Raw genomic sequence first — 18,872 nt, 5'->3', positions numbered from 1 at the left:
CTTCATGCCAGCGCGGCTACGGCCGCCTGCGCCACTGCTTGATCCTGGTCGACCGCGCCGCCGGAAACGCCCACCGCGCCGATCAGCCGGCCTTCGCCGTCGCGTACCGGGATGCCGCCTGCAAAGACGATCAAGCCGCCATTGGTCCGGTCGAAGCCCGGCGAGGTACCGCCCGGCTTCACGAAGTCGTACAGCGTCTCGGTGTTAAATCCGAAGAGCGCGGCGGTGCGCGCCTTGTTCATCGCGATGTCGGCCGAGCCGAGTAGCGCGCCGTCCATGCGGGCGAAGGCCTTGAGATTGGCGCCCTCGTCATAGACGGCGATGTTCATGGGAATGCCGATCCGGTCGGCGGCCTGCCGGGCCGCGGCGAGAGCGTTTCGGCCTGAATGCTGGTGATGCTCATGGCAATATCCTTTCGGAACGGACCGTCCGGCCATGGCATCTCGGTGCCATGGCCGGAGGAGGCGGATCAGACGCGGTTTTCCCAGGCGGCGAGCTGATGGTCCTTCAGCATGTCCTCGATCGCCTGGGGGACGACGTTGCGGAATTTGCCCTCGTCTGCCGGGACGATCTCGATCATGCGATCGATCATCTCCTGGGGGTCCATCTTGCCCTCGGGCGTGGCGAAAAAGTCGTCGAAGCCCTTGCGAAGGTCGGCACGCTTGGTGAAGTTCACCTCGTCGTCGAGCCAGCGGAACGGATTGTCCGCCATAGTCTCATTATAGCCGGTATAGTAGGCGCCCGGATTGATCGTCTGGACCTTGACTCCATAGGCGCTCAGTTCCTGCTGCATCGCCTCGGCGAAGGCCTCCAGAGCATGCTTGGTCGAGACATAGGTGCCCCAGTTGGCCGGGGTAAACAGGCCGCCCATGGAGGAGGTGAAGACCACCTTCTTGCCTTGGGCCTTGCCCTCGCGCACCCAGCGCTGGACAACGCCCTGGGTCAGCACCAGCGGCAGGAACACGTTCACCTCATAATTGCGGCGGACCAGGTCGACGGGGATTTCCCAGACCGGGCCAGCTTCGCCCATGCCGGCATTGTTCCAGAGGATGTCGATGTCCCACTTCAAGGCCTGCTTGATGTCATAGGGATCGTCAAGGTCGAGGCGCTCGACACGGATGCGGTCGGACAGGCCTAGTGCCGCCACTTCCTCGCGCAGCGGTGTGACCTGCGAGGACACGTGCACGGTCGCGATGATGTCATGGCCGTTCTTCGCCATGCCGATGGCGGCGCCCTTACCGAAGCCCGAGCCGGCGCCGGTGATGAGGATGGTCTTCTTCGTCGTCATGCTACTTCTCCTTGGCTCTCGGCGCTCGATTGCGTCCGATGAGTGGGAAGTAGTCGAGCCCGGCGTGGGTCGCTTTTCGTACCTTGCGGGGATTGTCGCTCGATTGCGGTGGCAGAGTTGACCTGTCCTATCGTGCTATCGTACTTTGAACCGGCACGTTGAACCGGCACTTGGAACCGCCCTAAGCTCAGCGGGACGTTCGCGCCGAACGCCTCCTATCCGGCAGATCTTGCTCGACTTCCACTTCAACCAGAGCGACAGCGTGCTCACTGAATCGGGCCGCCCGAGTTGACGGACGGTGCCTGCCCTGATCCATGCGGATGGTCGGGGCTGTGGTTGGTGGGAGCGGCAGTGGCGCCGCTCTGTAAAGGAGCACCATCCATGACCAAGCTATCCGATCTGCAATCCATCCTGCTCTCCTCCGTCGCCGCGCGGGAGAAGGGAGCATCTATCCCTTGCCGGCCAGCGCATCGCATCCGGCTCGGGCCGCCAAGGCGATCGGCGCGCTGCTGCGCCGCGGCTATGTTGAAGAGCGCGAGACCAACGATGCCGCCCAGCTTCATCGCTCCGACGGCGATGTACGCTATGGCCTCTATGTGACGCCCGCCGGCCTCGCCGCCATCGGCGTGGAGCCGGATGCGCCCGTTGTTGATGTCGAACCGCCGGCCGCAGCCGATGCTCCATCCTCGCCAGTGCCGGTCGCCAGGCGCGAGACCAAGGCTGGCATGTTGCTCGCGCTGCTCCGGCGTGAGGGTGGAGCAACGCTTCCCGAGCTGATCTCGGCCACCGGCTGGCTGCCCCACACGGTGCGGGCGGCGCTGACCGGCCTGCGCAAGAAGGGTCATGCGGTCGAACGCGGCAAGCGCGACGAGGTCACCTGCTACAGCATCGCGGCTGTCGCCTGATGTCTTCGGTCGAGCAGAAGATCGCGGCGCTGGAAGCTCTGTCCTCCAGCGCCCTGCGCGAGGAATGGCGGCGCGTCACCGGCACGCAAGCGCCCAGGATCAGCCCCGCCATGACGCGTTTGGCGCTCGCCTGGGAGATCCAGGCCAGAGCCTATGGCGGCCTCCCGCGCGGGCTGCGCCAGATGCTGGCCCAGGTGGCCCAGGGAAAGACCCGTACCAGCCCAGCACGCGGGGGCATGCGGCTGGTACGGGAATGGAACGGCACTGCCCATGTGGTGACCATCGGCGATGACAAGGTCATCCGCTGGAATGACAAGGAGTGGAACAGCCTCTCCGAGGTCGCCCGCGCCATCACCGGCACGAGATGGTCGGGGCCTGCCTTCTTCGGCCTCAAGAAGCGGATCGCGGCATGATGTCTGTGCGCTGCGCCATCTACACCTGCAAGTCGAGCGAGGAGGGGCTGGAGCAAAGCTTCAACTCGCTCGATGCCCAGCGGGAGGCCTGCGCCGCCTATATCCTCTCCCAGGCCAGCGAAGGCTGGGTCGAGGTCAAGACCCGCTACGACGATGGCGGCATTTCGGGTGGAACGCTGGAGCGGCCCGGCCTCAAGGCGCTGATGGTCGATATAGCCAAAGGACTTATCGACATCATCGTCGTCTACAAGGTCGATCGCCTCACCCCCTCGCTGCTCGACTTCGCGAAGTTGGTCGAGGCCTTCGACAAGGCCGAGGTGTCGTTCGTCTCGGTGACCCAGGCGTTCAACACCACCACCAGCATGGGAAGGCTGACCTTGAACATGCTGCTCTCCTTCGCCCAGTTCGAGCGAGAGGTTACCGCTGAGCGTATCCGCGACAAGATTGCCGCCTCCAAGGCGAAGGGCATGTGGATGGGCGGCATACCGCCTTTGGGCTACAGGCCCGATGGCCGCTCTCTCGCCATCGTCCAGGAGTATGCCGCACTGGTCCGGCACATCTTCGCCCGCTACCTCGAGGTCGGTAATGTAAGGCTGCTGGCACAAGCACTCGACCGCGAGGGGCTGCACAGCCCGGTGCGCGAGACCGCGACGGGCAAGCGGATCGGGGGAGGGGCCTTCACCCGGGGGCAGCTCTACCTCATGTTCAAATGCCGGACTTATCTTGGCGAGGTCCAGCACAAGGACAGCATCTATCCCGGGCTTCATCCCGCCATCCTCGACCGAAACATCTGGGACCAGGTGCAGGCCAGGCTCGCGGACAATGTCAGAGGCAAGCGATCGCCCACCCGCGCCAGGCAGGCAAGCCTGCTTGCCGGCATCGTCATCGACGAGGCGGGCGTTCCTCTGGTCTCCAGCCATGCGGTCAAGGACAAGCGCCGCTACCGCTATTATGTCGGCAAGGCCCTGCACGAGAAGAGGGCGGACGAGGGGCTTCGCATACCAGCCAGAGAGATCGAGGCGGCGGTGGCTGAGCGGCTGGCGCAGGCCTTCGACGATCCCCTGGCGCTGCTGGCGTCAGCCAGGCTTCCGATCGAGAGCGCCGGCATCACGACGCTCGACCAGAGGGGGAGGGGCCTCGCGGCGCGCATTCGCGGCATGGACTGTGACATAATACGCAAGCTCCTCGTGACGGTCAGGGTTGAGCGGGATAGGATCGTTCTGACATGCGATACCGCCGTTATCGCCGAACTATTGGGTAGCACGCCAGCAGAAGGCACTTGCTCCACAATGGAGCTCATCTCCCATGTCCGTCTGGCCCGCACGGGCCTTGCCATGCGGCTGGTGCGGGAGGATGGCACGGCACCCGCCGAGACGAGTGGGCAGTCGCTGGTCAAGCTCATCGCCACCGCGCATCGCTACTGGCATGTCCTGCGCAACGAGCACATCGACATCACCCGGCTTGCCGAGCCGGAGAAGGTCAGCAACGCCTGGATCACGCGCGTGCTGCGCCTGGCGTTCCTCTCGCCCGAGATTGTAGGCGCAATTCTCAAGGGCAAGCAGAAGGCGGGCGTTGACGGCGGCACGCTGCTCGCCCCAGGCGCCATCTCGACGCTCTGGAGCGACCAACGGCAGTGCTTTCTGCTAAATCAAGTTCTCAGGTAGGTTTCGGACAGCAACTATTCGGTCGTATTAGATAAAGTAGATTAACATAGAAGCCGCAAATAATCGAAGTTGACCTGCTCGACATCGACGCGGCGAGCGTCTAGATCATTTTTTGATCAGACAATAGGGGCGCGATGCATGAACGAGAATATGGACAATAAGGAACTGCTTATCACCCTGACGGCCGACATTGTTGCCGCCCATGTCGGTCATAACAGCGTAGCTGTGGGCGATGTCGCGAACCTCATCGCCAATGTGCACGGCGCGCTCCATAGCCTTGTGAAAGCGCCCGAACCGGTCGAGGATAAGCCCAAGGGTGCAGTGTCGATCCGCTCGTCTCTCAAGCATGATTACATCGTCAGTATGATCGATGGAAAGCCCTACAAGATGCTGAGGCGCCATCTGTCGCAGAACGGCTATACGCCCGAGAGCTACAGGGAGACATTTGGCCTTCCCAAGGATTACCCGATGACGGCGCCAGCCTATACCGAGCAGCGTCGCGCGCTCGCGAAGAAGATCGGCCTGGGCCGCAAAGCAAAAGCCACCGCGCCCGAACCCACCGTCAAAGTGCCTGCCAGGCGCGGCCGCAAGCCCAGGGCAAAGCCGGCCCCGGCCTGATCAATTGTCATAGCTCTCGTCGGCACTGGCAAACTGACCAAAATCTGGTTCGTTCGTATTTGTAGCTCAAAAAGTGGATGAACAGACGCTACCTGCCTGGGTGCCGTATCGCAGCTGTAGAAGGAGCAGCCTAAGCTTCCTGCTGTCGGCCGTCAGATGAAGACGCTACTTTTGGCAGCTGCCATGCTGACACTGGCACTTCATTTCCGCTTCGGAAAGAGCGCTTGACTTCCTCCCTGGTGGAATCCACCTGAGAAGTGGCCTTGGGGAAGGCCAGATTTGGGGGGAATCAATGCGAATGATGTATGTCGCGCTCACGTGCGCGATTGCTTTGTCGTCTCAGGGATATGCGCAGCTCGCTCCGGTGACCCCGGTACCACTCGTTACCGGCCAGGCTTCCAGCAATATCCTTCGTACCGGCACGGAAGTTCAGCTGAAGCTTGAAGAAGGGCTTACGACCGAAGGCAAGAAGTTGCGCGTCGGTCAGCATTTCCGGCTTTCTGTGGTCGAGCCGGTCGCCGTCGGCGGTCAGGTCGTGATACCCGTCGGATCGCCCGCAATGGGCGAGGTCACCGAGGTTCGCAACAAAGGTATGTGGGGCAAGTCGGGACATCTGACTGCATCGCTTCTTTATGTGAGCGTCAACGGCCGACAGATCAGGTTGAGTGGCACCTTCGACGACAAGGGCGTCACCGGGACAGCAGGCGTGGTCGCGGCCGTCGCCCTCGTTCCCGTGGTGGGTTTTTTCACGACGGGCACCAGCGCCCGGATAGCAGCGGGATCCCAGGTCAAGGGCTTCATTGGTGAAGATGTGCCGCTCGTCTTCGCGGACGCTACGCCCGCTACGGCTATGACCGTTCCACTCGCGCCCCCGAAGGACACGCCCACCACAGCCGCGGCCGCTGGAGCGGTAGGCCAGTAACTGAAGCTCATTTTTGCCAGGAGAGATCATGCGCTCGATATTTTTTGCCGTACTGGTTGCTGCACCCGGTCCCGTTATGGCCCAGGCGGCTCCATCTGCGCCGCTCGTCAACGAAGATGTAGGGGTTCCTGTATTTCCCTATGATATCACGGACCGCCCCTACAAGGTTCTGGGAGAAGTGAAGGCCGGGGTACGCAAGGCGACCGTCTTCAGTAAATCGCCTTCCCAGGAAAAAATCTACAAGGAGCTATGGGAACGCGCGCGGAAACTTGGCGCCGATGCGGTGGTGAAGGCGCAATATGGCGACGCCCACGTGACCGCATTCAGCTGGGGCAAGGCCAACGCAACGGGTGTCGCGGTTAAGTTCCTGTCCGCTGACGCAGTTCCAGCACCCGTTGCTGCTGCCGGCAACTGAACGATGCCGAATGTGGTGCTCCTGACGGCGCTTCAGCTTCTGACAGCTCAGCCGGAGGCGGCTCGGGAGGAGCACGCATCGCCGGCGACTGTTGCGATCTCATCGGAACAGCCGCCACGCTGGACGCGGGGCATGGACATCGAATTGATGGTGATCCGGGAAGTGAACAGCAGATCCGCAAAGGCGGGCGAGAGGTTCAAGCTGCGCGTCAATTCTCCTGTCATGCTGGACGGTGTGACAGTCATCCCGGTGGGAGCCACGGCCTGGGGCGAGATCATCGCGGTTCAGGGTACCAGTGCCGCAGGAGGGAAGGGGCAACTCAGCCTGCGCCTTCTTCACGTGGAAACTCGATGGGGACCGGTGACACTGAGCGGAACCAAAGGTGCTGAGGGTGACGCCAACACGGGAGGCGTCGTGCTTGGGGTTTTGGGCTTCGGCCTCCTGGGCCTTCTGACCAAAGGCGGCAACGCTGCTTTCAAGGCAGGGGATATCATTCATGGCTATATTGCGGAAGGAGAGCCTCCTAAGAATGCCTCACCGCTGGTGATAGCGAACTGACCATAAGCCCCTGCGTCGACGCAGGGATGCGGCGTCGTCCTGCGGGTCGATGGACTGGCCCGTTCGAACTGGCTAAGCCGTTCACCCATCGGGCGATACAGGAGCCATTCCCTTCATCATGGACTTTGACGACCAACTCCACCGGTATTTCGGGAACACGGATATGAATGCCATCCCCGAGGCGGCGATCGCGGCAGGGGTTGAGCGCATGCGGGTCGATCTTGGTCTGGAGACCGATCGGGGAAGGCGCTTTGCGCTCTGGTCGCTGCTGTTCCTTCTGGGATCGGCGCCGGACCTGGAAACCGCCTTTGAGGATTCCGCCGATCGCGAGGCTGCTCGCAACTTCATGGACATGATGGAATAGGCAAAGCCATCATGACGGCCGACCAAGTGATCGACCTGCTCGTTGCGCGCCTGGTCCGTGATAAGGGCGGGACCAAACATCAGTGGCGCAAGCGCATCGGGCCGGTGCGGCTGTACAGCCTCGCTACGCATCCGCATTGCAATTGGGCAGTGAATCCCGTCGGCACCCGGCTCGAGATGGAAGCCATCGAGCGACTGATCGATGATCTCCGGATCAGCCATCCGATCATTGCCACCGAACGATAATTCCACGGACGGATGTCAGGCCGAACCGTCACTGAAGTGGCCCGGCGCGCAGAATGTCGTTCATATGGCGGGCAATGTCTTGTCAGACAGCGATGCCAACCTCATCCCCTTCAAGCGCCAGTTCTCCGATGCGGTTTGCGAGCATCATCGGTGCGCGATCGCCATGTCGCTTGAGGAGCATCATCGCGGCGCCGAGCCGGATCCGCTCGTCGGTGAGGTTCATGCCGACGCTCCCATCCCCATGAGGTCGCGAATCAGATCGGGATCACGCTTCATGCAGGCAGGAGAACAAAAACTATTCGAATAGGACAGGCCTTTTACGCCGGACCAATTTCCTCCACCGCCAACAGGTCGAAATCGTCGCGGATCCCCACGACCCGCACTTGGCGTCCCAGAAGGTGCCGATAGCGTTGGCTCATATCCAGCCGCCATTCGCCGCCATCCCGCACGCGCAGCACCGGATAGAAACCATCGTCGAGCAGCACCCCGGTAAGTTCGTGGCGAGTGCCTCTGGGCATTTCTATTTTCGTCCGGCTTCGGTCATCCGGGGATCGAACAGCCAGTTCAGATAGGCCGCGATCCGGATGCCCGCGCGTTTCAGCCGATCATCGAGTTCTGCGCGATGCTGATAGGCATAGTCCCAGGAGAGACTGGGATCTGCGGGATAAACCGTCTTTCGAAGTGCTATGCTTTCGCGCATCCAGGCCGCAGGGCCGGAATCACTCCAGGCGATGACCTGGCCCGGCTCGATCGAACGGGAAAGCCAGCCGGCATATTCGGAATAGGAGAGGGAGCGCTGCTCGATCAGCCCTGAATCCCAGACGGAATGCAGATTGGTGGATCTGCCGAACCATGTCACCTTGAAGTCGTTTCCACCCCGATCGTCGCCACCGCCGACATGCAGCGGCTGATGGAGATCGCCGATGATATGCACGATGAAGCGCAGCGCCAGCCGCTTGTCGTCTTCCGAAGCCTTGGGATCGCGCAGGGTGGTGGTGAACTTCGTCAATGCGGTCATCGCGTCGCCCTCGGGCGGGGCGTCGGAAGCCCTATAATGGTCTCCCTCCCGGACGGTGACATAATGCCAGGGGCTTGCGGTCTTCTGCCAGAACTCGGCGGGATCGGAGCGCATGTCGTCGGCCCACGTAGCGTCTTGCGCAAGATCTTCCACTCCCAGCAGGATGCGAACATGCGCTCGGGCCGCGCCGCTCAGATTCTGATCGGCGATCGCGCCCGTGATCCGATGTCCGATCGGTCCCCAAGCATGAGCGGGCGAGGTGAACAGCAGGGAGAGGGGGAGGAGCAGAAGGCGACGCATGGGCTGCTTGTGGCTATCTTTTTCACAGGAGGAAAGTCCCGCCGGAAAAGCAGCTCGCATCTGCTTCACCGCGCGATGACGACGTCCTGCATCATATGCAATGCACATCGATCTCTTGAACGGCAACGCCATGCCATCCATCTGCTTCCAACAATCCAGTAAACGCGAGAGCCCAAGAGACGATGACAACGGATACTGTTACCGCCCCTGAAACCCGCGCCTTCGAGGCAGATGTTTCGAAGCTCCTGCACATGATGGTCCATTCGGTCTATTCCGACCGGGACGTGTTTCTCCGCGAACTGATTTCCAACGCTGCCGATGCCTGCGAGAAACTGCGTTACGAAGCGATCTCGAACCCGGCCCTGCTGGGCGACGATCCGCAAGCACGCATCAGCCTTACACTGGACAAGGAAGCCGGTACGCTGGTCATTGAGGATAATGGGATTGGGATGACCGCCGCCGACATGGCCGAAACGCTCGGTACCATCGCGCGGTCGGGCACCAAAGCGTTCATGGACAAGCTTGCAGCGGACAAGGATGGCGAAGGGCAACAACTCATCGGCCAATTCGGTGTCGGCTTCTATTCAGCGTTCATGGTTGCGGGGAAGGTAGAGGTTGTTTCCCGCCGCGCCGGCGAGGCGGATGCAGCCACCTGGTCCTCCGATGGCCTGGGTACCTATACGATCGCGCCGGCCGATCCGGAAGCGGCGCCCGCGCGGGGCACGCGCGTCACGCTTCATCTGCTCGACGATGCCAAAACTTATGCCGAGCGCTACACCGTGGAGCGTATCGTCAAGGCGCAATCGGGCCATGTCCCAGTGCCCATCTTTCTCCACGAAGCCGGAAGCGCGGATGAACCGCGGCAGGTGGCCGATGGCATAGCGCTGTGGACCAGGGCAAAGTCCGACATCAGCGAGGACGATTATGCCGACTTCTACCGCAGCGTGGCGGGGCAGTTCGACAAGCCGGCCCTGACGCTGCACTACCGGGCGGAGGGGCGACACGAATATTCGGTCCTGACCTTCATCCCCGAAACCAAGCCTTTCGATCTGTTCGATCCTGACCGCAAGGGCCGAATCAAGCTCTATGTGCGCCGTGTGTTCATCACGGATGAGGCGGAGATTCTGCCGCGCTATCTGCGTTTCGTGCGCGGCCTTGTGGATTCCGCCGACCTTGCGCTCAACATGTCACGCGAGATGATCCAGGACAGCCCTGTCCTGTCGGCCATTCAGAAGGGCGTCAGCAACCGCATCCTCTCCGAACTGGCCAAGCTCGCCGCCAGTGACCCGGAACGCTATGCCGCCATCTGGGAGAATTTCGGACCGGTAATAAAGGAAGGGCTCTACGAGGATTACGAACGACGTGACCAACTGCTGGGCCTCGCCCGGTTCAAGAGCACGACATCCAACGGCACGTGGCGTTCGCTCAAGGACTATATGGGTTCTTTGAAAGAAAACCAGACAGCGATCTACTACGCCACCGGCAATGATCTGGACCGGATCGCGCAGTCCCCGCAGATCGAGGGATTCAAGGCCCGGGGCATCGAGGTCCTGCTGCTCCCCGATCAGGTCGACAGCTTCTGGACGACGATGGGCGTCGATTATGAGGGGAAGCCCTTCAAGTCTGTCACGCAAGGGGCAGCAGATCTGAGCCTCATACCCCTGGCCGAAGGGAGCAGCAGCGCTGCCGCGCCGAGCGAAGAGGCCAGCAGCTTCATTGCCTTTGCCAAGGACGCGTTGGCAGACCATGTGTCCGATGTCCGGATTTCGGATCGCCTGACCAGCAGCGCGGTCTGCATCGTTGCGGCCGAGAATGCCATGGATCTGCAGTTGGAAAAGATGCTGGCCTCGGCCGGTCGCGCACCAGAGCGGGCTAAGCCGGTACTGGAGGTGAACGCCGGTCATGCTCTCATCGCGAAGCTGGGTCAGGTCGGCGACGATGACGACGGGCGACGCGACATCGCATTCCTGCTGCTTGACGAGGCCCGCATTGCCGAAGGCGACCCCCCGGCCGATCCGCGGGCCTTCGCCGAGCGGTTGGAGCGTTTGATGACGAGGGCTTTGGGGTGATGTTCATGGGGAGCCCTCCTGCTCCCCGGCTGCCCTTGATCTCGGCGTTCAACGGCTCGATAGACTTTACGGATGGGATCGAGATGCGATGAACATACACTTCCTGGATCATCGCCATCGCTTGGCTAGGCTCTGAAAAGCCCAAAATAGCTAGCTAGAAACCTGGTGATGCATAGGTCGATCGCTTTTGGGCGGGTTTGCTGTCGCGTCGTCGTTACCGCTGCACTGGACAAGCCGAGCAGACCTCCATCGTGCCTAGCATACGCCGGACCGCGAAGCGCTGCAGAGCAGATGATGTACGATGCCAATCAGGTCTCAAGCGTCAGCTACCCCAGGACTCTTCCATTCCCGCCGGGAGAATGGCGCCTCTAAGCCGTCTGAGAGAAGGGCGGTGCCGCGGCAGCAAGTCTACCGTAACGTCTTCCAACGCCTTTTCCTGCATCCTTGGCGGCGTAAAGAGCTTCGTCTGCCCTAAGCCGCAGTTCCACGGTATTTGCAGCGTCTTCGGGCAGACACGCGAAGCCGATACTGGCGCCAACCCGAGCTGGAATGCCTTGGCCAGTTTCATAGGAGTGGCGAGAAATGGCAGCAATCAGTCGGTCGGCAAGTGGGCCGATCTGGTCTGGCACCATTCCCCGCACTACAACCATGAATTCGTCGCCTCCGATGCGCGCTAATAAATCATCCTCGCGAAGTGCGTCACGCAGTCGATGTGCCACTTGGGTGAGCAGGAGGTCTCCAGCACCATGCCCGAAACGATCGTTCACTTCCTTGAAGCCATCGAGGTCGATGCTGATGAGCGCCATTTGCCGCTCCGCGTCAGGAACTATCCGGCTGAGGGCCTGATCCATCCCTTGTCGGTTGAGGACGCCGGTAAGCCAGTCGTGCTCGGCCAGATGGCGGGCGCGGGCCTGCGCTGCCAGGGTTTGCAACATCGACCGATGAAAGGTCATGATGATCTGCATTGCACCCAGCAAAAATGGTGGCGTGATCGGGAGGATCACCAGGAGCCATGGCTCGCCAGATGTGAACGCGCCGGCCACGAACGGGATGTCACAAAGTAGCACAAGCAGGAACGCAAAGCGCGGAGCGGCATAGTTACGCGCGCAGATCGGTCCGACCATTGCCATAACGAGTGTCGCCGAAAGGACGCTAAGGACAAGATCCCCTGAGGAAATGACGGTGAATGCAAGCAAACCCTGCAAGGTGCACCATAGGACGGACAAAAGAACGGACCTGTCAATCGTCGGCAGGTGAGTTGAGCTGGCCGACAGCCGCTGGGTCCGACCTTGCCATTCTATCACTCGACAGGCAGCAATCGCCACCTCGCTTGAGATGAAGAACCAGTAGATCGACTGTCCGCTGCGATGCCATGCAACCAGTTCGATGGTCAGCGCGCAAAAGGATCCCATCAGCGCGGCCAATGGCGAGGTGAGAAGTTGCGCTAGCAAAAACTCGCGGCCGGCCTCGTCAACCTCATTCGCCGGCTTAAAGAACCACTGCACCGCCCGAAGTCGGCAGCTAAGCCTTGCTCGGCCCGATATGTCTACGGCAGGTTGAACCATAGCCGAAAGGTGACCGAAACCTATTCAAAAAGGGTTAATCATGCGCCGAGTTGAGACATTGCGTGGATCAGAGGCGAACCCTTTAAGACGGCACATGCACTGCTGAAGTTGAGACGAAGCGGAGGGCATTTCCATAGAAATGGTCGGAGTAATCTTCTACGGCTTCGCCGCATCATGTCGAAGGGCTGACCGGGGAGAGCCGTGGGTGAAAATGCATTTCGCGCTAGCATTGGCAAGTGCCGCGGTTCCAATATCGGCCGCGGCCCAGCAAGCGCCGGTTGCGGCATTGGCGGCCGCGGCGCGCACTCCTCCCGTCTCCTCCCTGTCACCTTCTGCCCTTTCGACTGGAGCAAAGCAGCGCCTTATCGTGTTGAGCGACATCGAGGCGGACCCGGACGATACCCAGTCCTTTATCCGCCTGTTCCTCTACGCCAATCAGATCGACATTGAGGGGTTGGTGGCGACGACCTCCATCCATATGAAAAACGCGATCCACCCGGATTCCATTCGGCGGATCATCGACGCTTACGGCAAGGTGCAGCCCAATCTGGCGTTGCATGAGCCCGGCTACCCTGCTGCGGCGAGGCTGGCGTCTCTGGTGCGGGACGGCCAACCTGGCTATGGCATGGCCCTGGTGGGAAGTGGCCGCTATACCGCCGGATCGCGCCTTATCGTGGAGGCGTTGGAACGTAACGATCCACGCCCGCTCTGGGTGTCCGTATGGGGCGGCGCCAATACGCTGGCTCAGGCTCTCCATAGCCTGAAGGAAAGCCGATCACCGGAAGAGGTCGAGCGACTGCTCGCTAGGCTGCGTGTTTACACCATCTCCGATCAGGACGATAGCGGCGCCTGGATCCGCAAGACTTTCCCTAACCTCTTCTATATCGTTAGCCCAGGCGGCTATGGTGCCGGTACATGGACCGGCATTCATGCGCGCATCGATGGAGCTGACAATGACGTCATCTCCAACGACTGGCTGCACGACCATATCCAACAGGGCCATGGTCCACTTGGTGCGGTTTATCCCGACGTTGCCTATGGTATGGAGGGCGATACGCCCGCCTATCTCTCGCTGATCCCTAACGGCCTCAGCAATCCGGAGCGCCCGGACTGGGGCGGATGGGGCGGACGCTATGAACTCTACACGCCTTCGCGGCAGATGACGGATCCATCCGGCTTCACCGGCGGCGTACCGATCGAAGCGGAAACGCGGGCAATCTGGACGAATGCGACAGACAATGTCACGCCGCTGATCCATAATGATGTAGGCCGGGCAATGGTGCCGGGCGATCGATCGTACAAGGACTTCCGCGCGACGCTATGGCGTTGGCGCGCCGATTTCCAGAACGACTTTGCTGCGCGCATGGACTGGTCGACCAAAGCCTATAAGGATGCCAACCATCCGCCGGTCGTGAAACTTGCGAGCCCAGCCCGCATGACGGTGAGAGGCGGGCAGCGCTTCGTTCTGAGCGCTGCTGGATCGACTGACCCGGATGGCGATAACCTCAGCTACTACTGGTTCCATTACCCTGAGGTCGGAGGCTGGAGCAGCGCGATCACGTCCGGTATCTCGCCCAATATCCACACGGTCGATTTCACTGCTCCCAAGGTCGAAGCGCCAAAGGACGCGCATTTCATCTTGGCTGTGACGGATAAGGGGTCTCCGCCGCTGACCCGCTACGCCAGGGTGATCGTCACTATCGAACCATAGTCGAAAAAGTTGGCGGCAGCCTTCGCCACCTATGATCTGGTATGGCACGACGCGACCAGGGCCTGAGCGTCGGCCGTTCCAGATCCGCTTCCACGGCGAGGTCAAGTTGGTGCGTCGGAAGAGGGGAGGGCATGGATATGCTGGCGACGATCAAGGTCATTTTCTACAACGGCAAAGCTACGAAGGTGCAGTTCTGATGAAAAGATTGAATCGCTTGTTGTGGGTGGGCCTTGCAGCACTTCCCGCCCCCACCGTGACGTTGCCGGCCATCGCGCAGCCTGGGCCGCCCATCGTCCAGACCCGCTTCACCGCCGATCCCGCCCCCCTGGTGCATGATGGCGTCGTCTATCTCTACACCAGCCATGATGAGGACGATGCCACGGGCTTCAAGATGCGCGACTGGCTGCTCTACAGCTCAACCGACATGGTCAATTGGACGGATCGCGGAACGGTCGCATCGCTCAAGACCTTCCCATGGGCGGTCCAGACAAACGATGCCTGGGCGCCACAGGTGGTCGAGCGTGGTGGAAAATTCTACCTCTATGCTCCGATCAGCGTGGCGGGATCGCCGAAGAACGTCATCGCGGTGGCCGTTGCCGACAAACCGGAAGGGCCATTCGTCGATGTGTTGGGCAAACCGCTGATCGCCGCTCAAGATGGCTTCATCGATCCGACGGTCTGGATCGATGATGACGGGCAGGCCTATCTCTACTGGGGCAACCCCGACCTCTGGTACGTCAAGCTCAACAAGGACATGACCTCCTATTCCGGACCAATTATCAAGGTTGATCGCATCCTTGATTATCAGGAGGGGCCGTGGTTCTTTAAGCGCGACAATCGCTATTACATGGCCTTCGCATCGACCTGCTGCTCCGAAGGGATCGGCTATGCGATGAGTGACAAGCCGACCGGGCCTTGGACCTACAAGGGACCCATCATGGATCATGACGCGCGCGCCACCGGCAATCATCCTGGCATCATCGATTACAAGGGTGGTTCGTACCTGTTCGGCTTCCACTATGAGCTGAACTTTGCGGTGACGCCGATTCATCATGAGCGGCGATCCGTGAATGTGGCAAAGTTCAGCTACAATGCGGACGGGACCATCCCCAACCTGCACTGGTGGGATGTGACCAGCGCGCCGCAGATTGAGGCACTCAATCCCTATAAGCGAGTAGAAGCGGAGACGATCGCCTGGACTTCGCGGATCAAGCGCAATCGCGATCGATCCTATAATTGGGCGCCTGGCGTTACGACCGCGGGCGACCCCTCCAAAGGCGTTTACGTGACCCGAACGCTCGACCGCACCTTCATCAAGGTTGCAGGGGTGGACTTTGGCGCACCCGGGGCGAACCGCTTTTTCGCAACCGTTGCGAACGGCGCGCCCGGCTCGGCCATGGAACTGCGCCTGGACCGGATTGACGGCCCGGTGATCGGAACGCTTCAGGTTGGTGAGACAGGTGCTGTTGGTCAGTGGCAGGAACGCGCAACCCCCGTCAAAGGCGCGATCGGCACCCGCGATCTCTACCTCATCTTCAGGGGGACCGGCGACCGCCCGCTATTGGATTTCGATCACTGGCGCTTTGCGCGATGAAATGGCCTTGGGCTGTCAGCTGATAGGTGATTTTAGCCTGCGATAAAGTGGCGCGACCGAGCAGGAAATTCGGCAAACAACGTCGGATTTGATTGGCTCGTGCTGGGCACTCACTGCCCGATTTTCGATCCCCAATAGTAGACTTCTATCTGCTATCTCCGGGCAGCTGCCGACCAAAATGCGTCGTTGCCCGAAGGGGCCTTGAACGGCAGCTTCCGCCAGAACCAGGCATTCGCTCAGCGCGAAGTCGTCTGTCAGCAACGCGCCCCAATTCCGGTCATACGGGCCGACCGTTGTGACGCACGAAAGCGGACGTTCGTTCCTATCACCTGGTGAATGTCCGTTACGTCCGACATCGGCGATGTTGGCTGGTCGCCGCATAGCTTCTTTTGGCAACGATCATGGGTCAACCTGACGCCGCAACCACGAGAACGGAGCGGCGAGAGCGAAGAGCGCGTATCCCAGAATGCGCGTCGCCGCCCGCACTGCAAGCGGCGCGCGTTTCCATCGAGATGGGGCAAAACCTCTTTGAGGAGCGAAGTGCTCCAGGGGGTGGGTAAGAAAATTGTGCCACAAGCCGCCGTCGGCGATCTGAGCGCACAGATTCTCTGGCTCAAAGAAGTCCGAATGCCGGAAGGTCGGCTCGCAAACGTTGACAGCGTTCTTCGCGAGATAGCCGATCCTGCCGCCAGGGCCTGTGCCCGGAATCGCAAACTGAGCGGCTGGCACGGCGGTATCCTTCGCCCCCACATGATTGAGTACGGCTTCCACACGGCCGCTCGCGATAAGACGATCCCAGTCGAAGTCGGGAGGAATAATGCTTCCTGCGGTAATGACCCGCCCGAAATTCAAGTCCTCGAAGTTCGGATCGTCTAGCACAAGCGACAATAGATATGTGCCGAAGCTGTGGGCAATGATATCAGGCTTGGAAGGCCGCTGGCTTGCTAGCGCCTGCGTGATCGCGATCCTCATTCGCTCGCCAAGCCGCTTCGCCAGGCGCCGGTGCAGCCATCTAACGAGCACATCAATCGTCGCCCAACCATATTTGTAGATCAGGACCGGCGCGGAGTAGCGAAGTCGATTGGCGATTTGCCAGCTGAATTCCTCCTGCCATTTGGCGCGGCTGTTCATGCCGTGAACGATAATCATCCACCTGATATCGCGGCTGTTCTCGCCAACGAGCCGATAGAAGAGTTCAACGAGGGGCTCCACGCCCTCTTTGAGGTAGTCGGTCGAACAATGAGGGCAGATAGTGTAGGGCGCGCCCGCAGAACTGAGGACTCTTTTGCAACTAGATATCGGGCACCGATAGGCTTCGATCTTTTTGGCTGCTCCTGAGGCGACGGCCTGACCAAGAAAAATCCGGAGCGCTTGATCTTCAACGGTGGTGCCAACTGTCTGCGCGAACTGCGCTAAGGTGAATTCGAGGCCGTCCCCCTGTTCGAGGCGTCGAACGACCTCCGCCTTCCACGCTTGCTCTGGCGCTTCGGGCATACTCATGGCGTGCTGTTATAGTTCCAAAGAAGCTTCAGAATCTGCGCCACGTCCTCACGCTTGCATTGCGCCCATATTCTTAGCCCGCCTTATTCACCAAAAGTGTCCTGAAGGGTTGGCGGGAGTGGCGTAAGCCTCTGATCTGAATTAGGAACTGGGTGTCTAAGCCGAACCTGCCGCAGGGCAGAAAATGCCACGGGCCACACCCGCCATGAACGATGATATCGCAAGCTCATTTGGATTCCCAGCAGTCGGCCGCAAGAAAATCACAGCTGCGTTCGACGGTGGCCGGCTTACCTCGGATGGCGGTGTTCTACTGCTTGCACAGGCCGAGCGCGCGATGGGGATTTGCCAGCGCCTGGCGGCTTGTATTGCCGATCCGCGCGATCCAGCGCGGGTGATCCATCGCCTGGATGACATTCTGCGTGCCCGTGTGTTCGCGATTGCGTGCGGCTATGAGGATGCCGATGATCTCGATGCTCTGCGCGACGATCCAGGCTTCCGCCTGGCGCTCGGCAAGCTGCCGGAATCGGGCGCGGGGCTGGCCAGCCAACCGACGATGAGCCGGTGGGAAAATGCACCGACTACGCGCGAACTGGCCAGCATGATGGCCGCGATGATCGACATCTACTGCGCCAGCTATCCCGCCCCTCCGACAGCGGTCACGCTGGATATCGACGACACGTGCGACGTCGTGCATGGCTATCAACAGCTCTCGTTCTGGAACGGGCATCATGGGGAGCGCTGCTTCCTACCGATCCATATCTACGACACCGCGACCGGCAGGCCGGTGGCCATGCTGCTGCGCACAGGCAAGACGCCTTCTGGAAAGGAGGCGGCGGGGCACATCCGACGCCTGGTGCGTCACCTGCGCCGTAATTGGCCCGATACCCACATCACTATCCGCGGCGACGGGCACTATGGTCGACCCGAGGTCATGGCCTACTGCGATGCGGCCCGCGTCGATTACGTGTTCGGCCTGCCCACCAATTCAGCGCTGCGCGCCGATCCCGCCATTGTTGCGGTCGCCGATGCCTGCGCGGTCAAGCGCGCCCAGCGTCAGTGTCCCGTCCTGCGCAACTATGCCGAGACCCGCTATGGGGCAAAGACCTGGAAGTGCCAGCGTCGCGTCGTTGCACGGATCGAGGCCAGCACGCTGGGCATGGACATCCGCTATGTCGTCACCTCGTTGGCAACAGGATCGGCCGAGCACATCTACGACACGCTCTACTGCGCGCGTGGTCAGGCCGAGAACCTGATCAAGCGCCACAAGTCCCAGCTCGCCAGCGACCGAACCTCGTGCCGCTCGGCCAATGCCAATCAGATGCGCCTGATACTGCACACTGCCGCATACTGGCTGCTATGGCGCATCCAGCAGGCGATGCCCAGGACCGCTGCTCTGGCAAGCGCGGAGTTTACCACCTTGCGCCTGCGGCTGCTCAAGGTCGCTGCGCGCGTCGTAGAAAGTGCTAGCCGCATCCGCATTGCCTTCGCTTCCGCCTGTCCGGATGCCGACCTGTTCCGCGCCCTCGTTCTCCGGCTGAAGCCTGCGCCGACGTAGCCCATGCGGCAGCGCCGCAGAACTCCGAGCCCAGCCCTTCAACCCGAAAAGCCCATCAATCCGAATGCGGTGAAACAAACGCCAGCGATGCCGGTCGTCCGCGCAATACAGCCAGCCGCAGCAAATGCCCAGAGCGGGCCCGAAACCGAGCGTCGTGAATAAGAGAGG

The 18,872-nt window shown here is 61.0% G+C and carries 20 protein-coding genes; 13 read left to right on the top strand and 7 right to left on the bottom strand.

The window, feature by feature from the left end:
- Positions 1-2 precede the first annotated feature (2 nt).
- Positions 3-437: a GlcG/HbpS family heme-binding protein gene (locus M529_RS44075; protein ID WP_021319618.1), complete on the bottom strand. Its 435-nt coding sequence runs from the start codon at positions 435-437 to the stop codon at positions 3-5.
- A 32-nt stretch (positions 438-469) separates the two neighbouring features.
- On the bottom strand, positions 470-1,288 hold the full coding sequence (locus M529_RS44070; protein WP_021319617.1) for an SDR family oxidoreductase: 819 nt from the start codon (positions 1,286-1,288) through the stop codon (positions 470-472).
- Positions 1,289-1,743: 455 nt separating this feature from the next.
- On the opposite strand from M529_RS44070, the gene M529_RS50410 reads away from it, so the two are divergent.
- The 9 genes from M529_RS50410 to M529_RS44025 all read left to right on the top strand — a co-directional run bounded on the left by M529_RS50410 (position 1,744) and on the right by M529_RS44025 (position 7,392).
- Positions 1,744-2,193, top strand: coding sequence for a DUF3489 domain-containing protein (locus tag M529_RS50410; protein WP_021319616.1), 450 nt, complete (start codon positions 1,744-1,746; stop codon positions 2,191-2,193).
- Positions 2,193-2,606: a DUF2924 domain-containing protein gene (locus M529_RS44060; RefSeq protein WP_021319615.1), complete on the top strand. Its 414-nt coding sequence runs from the start codon at positions 2,193-2,195 to the stop codon at positions 2,604-2,606. The genes M529_RS50410 and M529_RS44060 overlap by 1 nt, the downstream gene beginning before the upstream one ends.
- A complete protein-coding gene (locus M529_RS44055; protein WP_021319614.1) occupies positions 2,603-4,270 on the top strand; it encodes a recombinase family protein in 1,668 nt (555 codons plus the stop codon). Before M529_RS44060 ends, M529_RS44055 begins: the two co-directional genes overlap by 4 nt.
- A gap of 138 nt (positions 4,271-4,408) precedes the next feature.
- The gene (locus tag M529_RS44050; protein ID WP_021319613.1) at positions 4,409-4,888 is read left to right on the top strand and encodes a MucR family transcriptional regulator; all 480 of its coding nucleotides are present in this window, start codon (positions 4,409-4,411) and stop codon (positions 4,886-4,888) included.
- Positions 4,889-5,180: 292 nt separating this feature from the next.
- Entirely contained in the window at positions 5,181-5,810 is a 630-nt protein-coding gene (locus M529_RS44045) for a hypothetical protein (protein ID WP_051184098.1), read from the top strand.
- A 28-nt stretch (positions 5,811-5,838) separates the two neighbouring features.
- A complete protein-coding gene (locus M529_RS44040; protein WP_021319611.1) occupies positions 5,839-6,225 on the top strand; it encodes a hypothetical protein in 387 nt (128 codons plus the stop codon).
- 132 nt (positions 6,226-6,357) lie between these two features.
- Positions 6,358-6,783, top strand: a complete 426-nt coding sequence (locus M529_RS47860; protein ID WP_152522656.1) for a hypothetical protein — start codon at positions 6,358-6,360, stop codon at positions 6,781-6,783.
- A gap of 118 nt (positions 6,784-6,901) precedes the next feature.
- On the top strand, positions 6,902-7,147 hold the full coding sequence (locus tag M529_RS44030) for a hypothetical protein (protein WP_021319609.1): 246 nt from the start codon (positions 6,902-6,904) through the stop codon (positions 7,145-7,147).
- Positions 7,148-7,158: 11 nt separating this feature from the next.
- Positions 7,159-7,392 carry a hypothetical protein gene (locus M529_RS44025; RefSeq protein WP_021319608.1) on the top strand — a complete coding sequence of 78 codons (234 nt, stop codon included), beginning with the start codon at positions 7,159-7,161 and terminating at the stop codon, positions 7,390-7,392.
- 82 nt (positions 7,393-7,474) lie between these two features.
- Here M529_RS44025 and M529_RS50030 read toward each other — a convergent pair whose 3' ends face one another.
- The 3 genes from M529_RS50030 to M529_RS44010 form a co-directional block, all read right to left on the bottom strand.
- Positions 7,475-7,615, bottom strand: a complete 141-nt coding sequence (locus M529_RS50030; protein WP_021319607.1) for a hypothetical protein — start codon at positions 7,613-7,615, stop codon at positions 7,475-7,477.
- Between the two features lie 94 nt (positions 7,616-7,709).
- Entirely contained in the window at positions 7,710-7,910 is a 201-nt protein-coding gene (locus tag M529_RS44015) for a DUF5818 domain-containing protein (protein WP_031295506.1), read from the bottom strand.
- A gap of 2 nt (positions 7,911-7,912) precedes the next feature.
- Positions 7,913-8,710, bottom strand: coding sequence for a S1/P1 nuclease (locus M529_RS44010; RefSeq protein WP_021319605.1), 798 nt, complete (start codon positions 8,708-8,710; stop codon positions 7,913-7,915).
- 182 nt (positions 8,711-8,892) lie between these two features.
- On the opposite strand from M529_RS44010, the gene htpG reads away from it, so the two are divergent.
- Positions 8,893-10,779 carry a molecular chaperone HtpG gene (gene htpG / locus M529_RS44005; protein ID WP_021319604.1) on the top strand — a complete coding sequence of 629 codons (1,887 nt, stop codon included), beginning with the start codon at positions 8,893-8,895 and terminating at the stop codon, positions 10,777-10,779.
- Between the two features lie 368 nt (positions 10,780-11,147).
- On the opposite strand, the gene M529_RS44000 is transcribed toward htpG, so the two are convergent.
- Entirely contained in the window at positions 11,148-12,284 is a 1,137-nt protein-coding gene (locus M529_RS44000; protein WP_021319603.1) for a GGDEF domain-containing protein, read from the bottom strand.
- A gap of 427 nt (positions 12,285-12,711) precedes the next feature.
- On the opposite strand from M529_RS44000, the gene M529_RS43995 reads away from it, so the two are divergent.
- Both M529_RS43995 and M529_RS43990 read left to right on the top strand, forming a co-directional pair.
- Positions 12,712-14,055, top strand: coding sequence for a DUF1593 domain-containing protein (locus M529_RS43995; RefSeq protein ID WP_236617730.1), 1,344 nt, complete (start codon positions 12,712-12,714; stop codon positions 14,053-14,055).
- Between the two features lie 31 nt (positions 14,056-14,086).
- The gene (locus tag M529_RS43990) at positions 14,087-15,649 is read left to right on the top strand and encodes a glycoside hydrolase family 43 protein (protein WP_236617729.1); all 1,563 of its coding nucleotides are present in this window, start codon (positions 14,087-14,089) and stop codon (positions 15,647-15,649) included.
- A 399-nt stretch (positions 15,650-16,048) separates the two neighbouring features.
- Here M529_RS43990 and M529_RS43985 read toward each other — a convergent pair whose 3' ends face one another.
- Positions 16,049-17,149 carry a lipase family protein gene (locus M529_RS43985; protein WP_021319600.1) on the bottom strand — a complete coding sequence of 367 codons (1,101 nt, stop codon included), beginning with the start codon at positions 17,147-17,149 and terminating at the stop codon, positions 16,049-16,051.
- 205 nt (positions 17,150-17,354) lie between these two features.
- Here M529_RS43985 and M529_RS43980 point away from each other — a divergent pair, with 205 nt between their 5' ends.
- Positions 17,355-18,704 carry an IS1380-like element ISSp1 family transposase gene (locus tag M529_RS43980; RefSeq protein WP_013039775.1) on the top strand — a complete coding sequence of 450 codons (1,350 nt, stop codon included), beginning with the start codon at positions 17,355-17,357 and terminating at the stop codon, positions 18,702-18,704.
- The last annotated feature ends 168 nt before the right edge of the window (positions 18,705-18,872 follow it).

It is taken from the genome of Sphingobium ummariense RL-3 (assembly GCF_000447205.1).
Classification (GTDB): domain Bacteria; phylum Pseudomonadota; class Alphaproteobacteria; order Sphingomonadales; family Sphingomonadaceae; genus Sphingobium; species Sphingobium ummariense.
The sequence above is the reverse complement of the archived record's forward strand: the minus strand, read 5'-3'. Positions and strand labels throughout refer to the sequence as shown.

Excerpts from the sequence above, each read along its gene's own strand:
- M529_RS44045 (WP_051184098.1), top strand. The coding sequence starts at position 5,181 with ATGCGAATGATGTATGTCGCGCTCACGTGCGCGATTGCTTTGTCGTCT.
- M529_RS43985 (WP_021319600.1), bottom strand. The coding sequence starts at position 17,149 with ATGAGTATGCCCGAAGCGCCAGAGCAAGCGTGGAAGGCGGAGGTCGTT.
- htpG (WP_021319604.1), top strand. The coding sequence starts at position 8,893 with ATGACAACGGATACTGTTACCGCCCCTGAAACCCGCGCCTTCGAGGCA.
- M529_RS50030 (WP_021319607.1), bottom strand. The coding sequence starts at position 7,615 with ATGAACCTCACCGACGAGCGGATCCGGCTCGGCGCCGCGATGATGCTC.
- M529_RS43990 (WP_236617729.1), top strand. The coding sequence starts at position 14,087 with ATGATCTGGTATGGCACGACGCGACCAGGGCCTGAGCGTCGGCCGTTC.
- M529_RS44040 (WP_021319611.1), top strand. The coding sequence starts at position 5,839 with ATGCGCTCGATATTTTTTGCCGTACTGGTTGCTGCACCCGGTCCCGTT.
- M529_RS44075 (WP_021319618.1), bottom strand. The coding sequence starts at position 437 with ATGGCCGGACGGTCCGTTCCGAAAGGATATTGCCATGAGCATCACCAG.
- M529_RS44055 (WP_021319614.1), top strand. The coding sequence starts at position 2,603 with ATGATGTCTGTGCGCTGCGCCATCTACACCTGCAAGTCGAGCGAGGAG.
- M529_RS44050 (WP_021319613.1), top strand. The coding sequence starts at position 4,409 with ATGAACGAGAATATGGACAATAAGGAACTGCTTATCACCCTGACGGCC.
- M529_RS44030 (WP_021319609.1), top strand. The coding sequence starts at position 6,902 with ATGGACTTTGACGACCAACTCCACCGGTATTTCGGGAACACGGATATG.
- M529_RS44070 (WP_021319617.1), bottom strand. The coding sequence starts at position 1,288 with ATGACGACGAAGAAGACCATCCTCATCACCGGCGCCGGCTCGGGCTTC.
- M529_RS44010 (WP_021319605.1), bottom strand. The coding sequence starts at position 8,710 with ATGCGTCGCCTTCTGCTCCTCCCCCTCTCCCTGCTGTTCACCTCGCCC.
- M529_RS47860 (WP_152522656.1), top strand. The coding sequence starts at position 6,358 with ATGGACATCGAATTGATGGTGATCCGGGAAGTGAACAGCAGATCCGCA.
- M529_RS44015 (WP_031295506.1), bottom strand. The coding sequence starts at position 7,910 with ATGCCCAGAGGCACTCGCCACGAACTTACCGGGGTGCTGCTCGACGAT.
- M529_RS44060 (WP_021319615.1), top strand. The coding sequence starts at position 2,193 with ATGTCTTCGGTCGAGCAGAAGATCGCGGCGCTGGAAGCTCTGTCCTCC.
- M529_RS43980 (WP_013039775.1), top strand. The coding sequence starts at position 17,355 with ATGAACGATGATATCGCAAGCTCATTTGGATTCCCAGCAGTCGGCCGC.
- M529_RS44025 (WP_021319608.1), top strand. The coding sequence starts at position 7,159 with ATGACGGCCGACCAAGTGATCGACCTGCTCGTTGCGCGCCTGGTCCGT.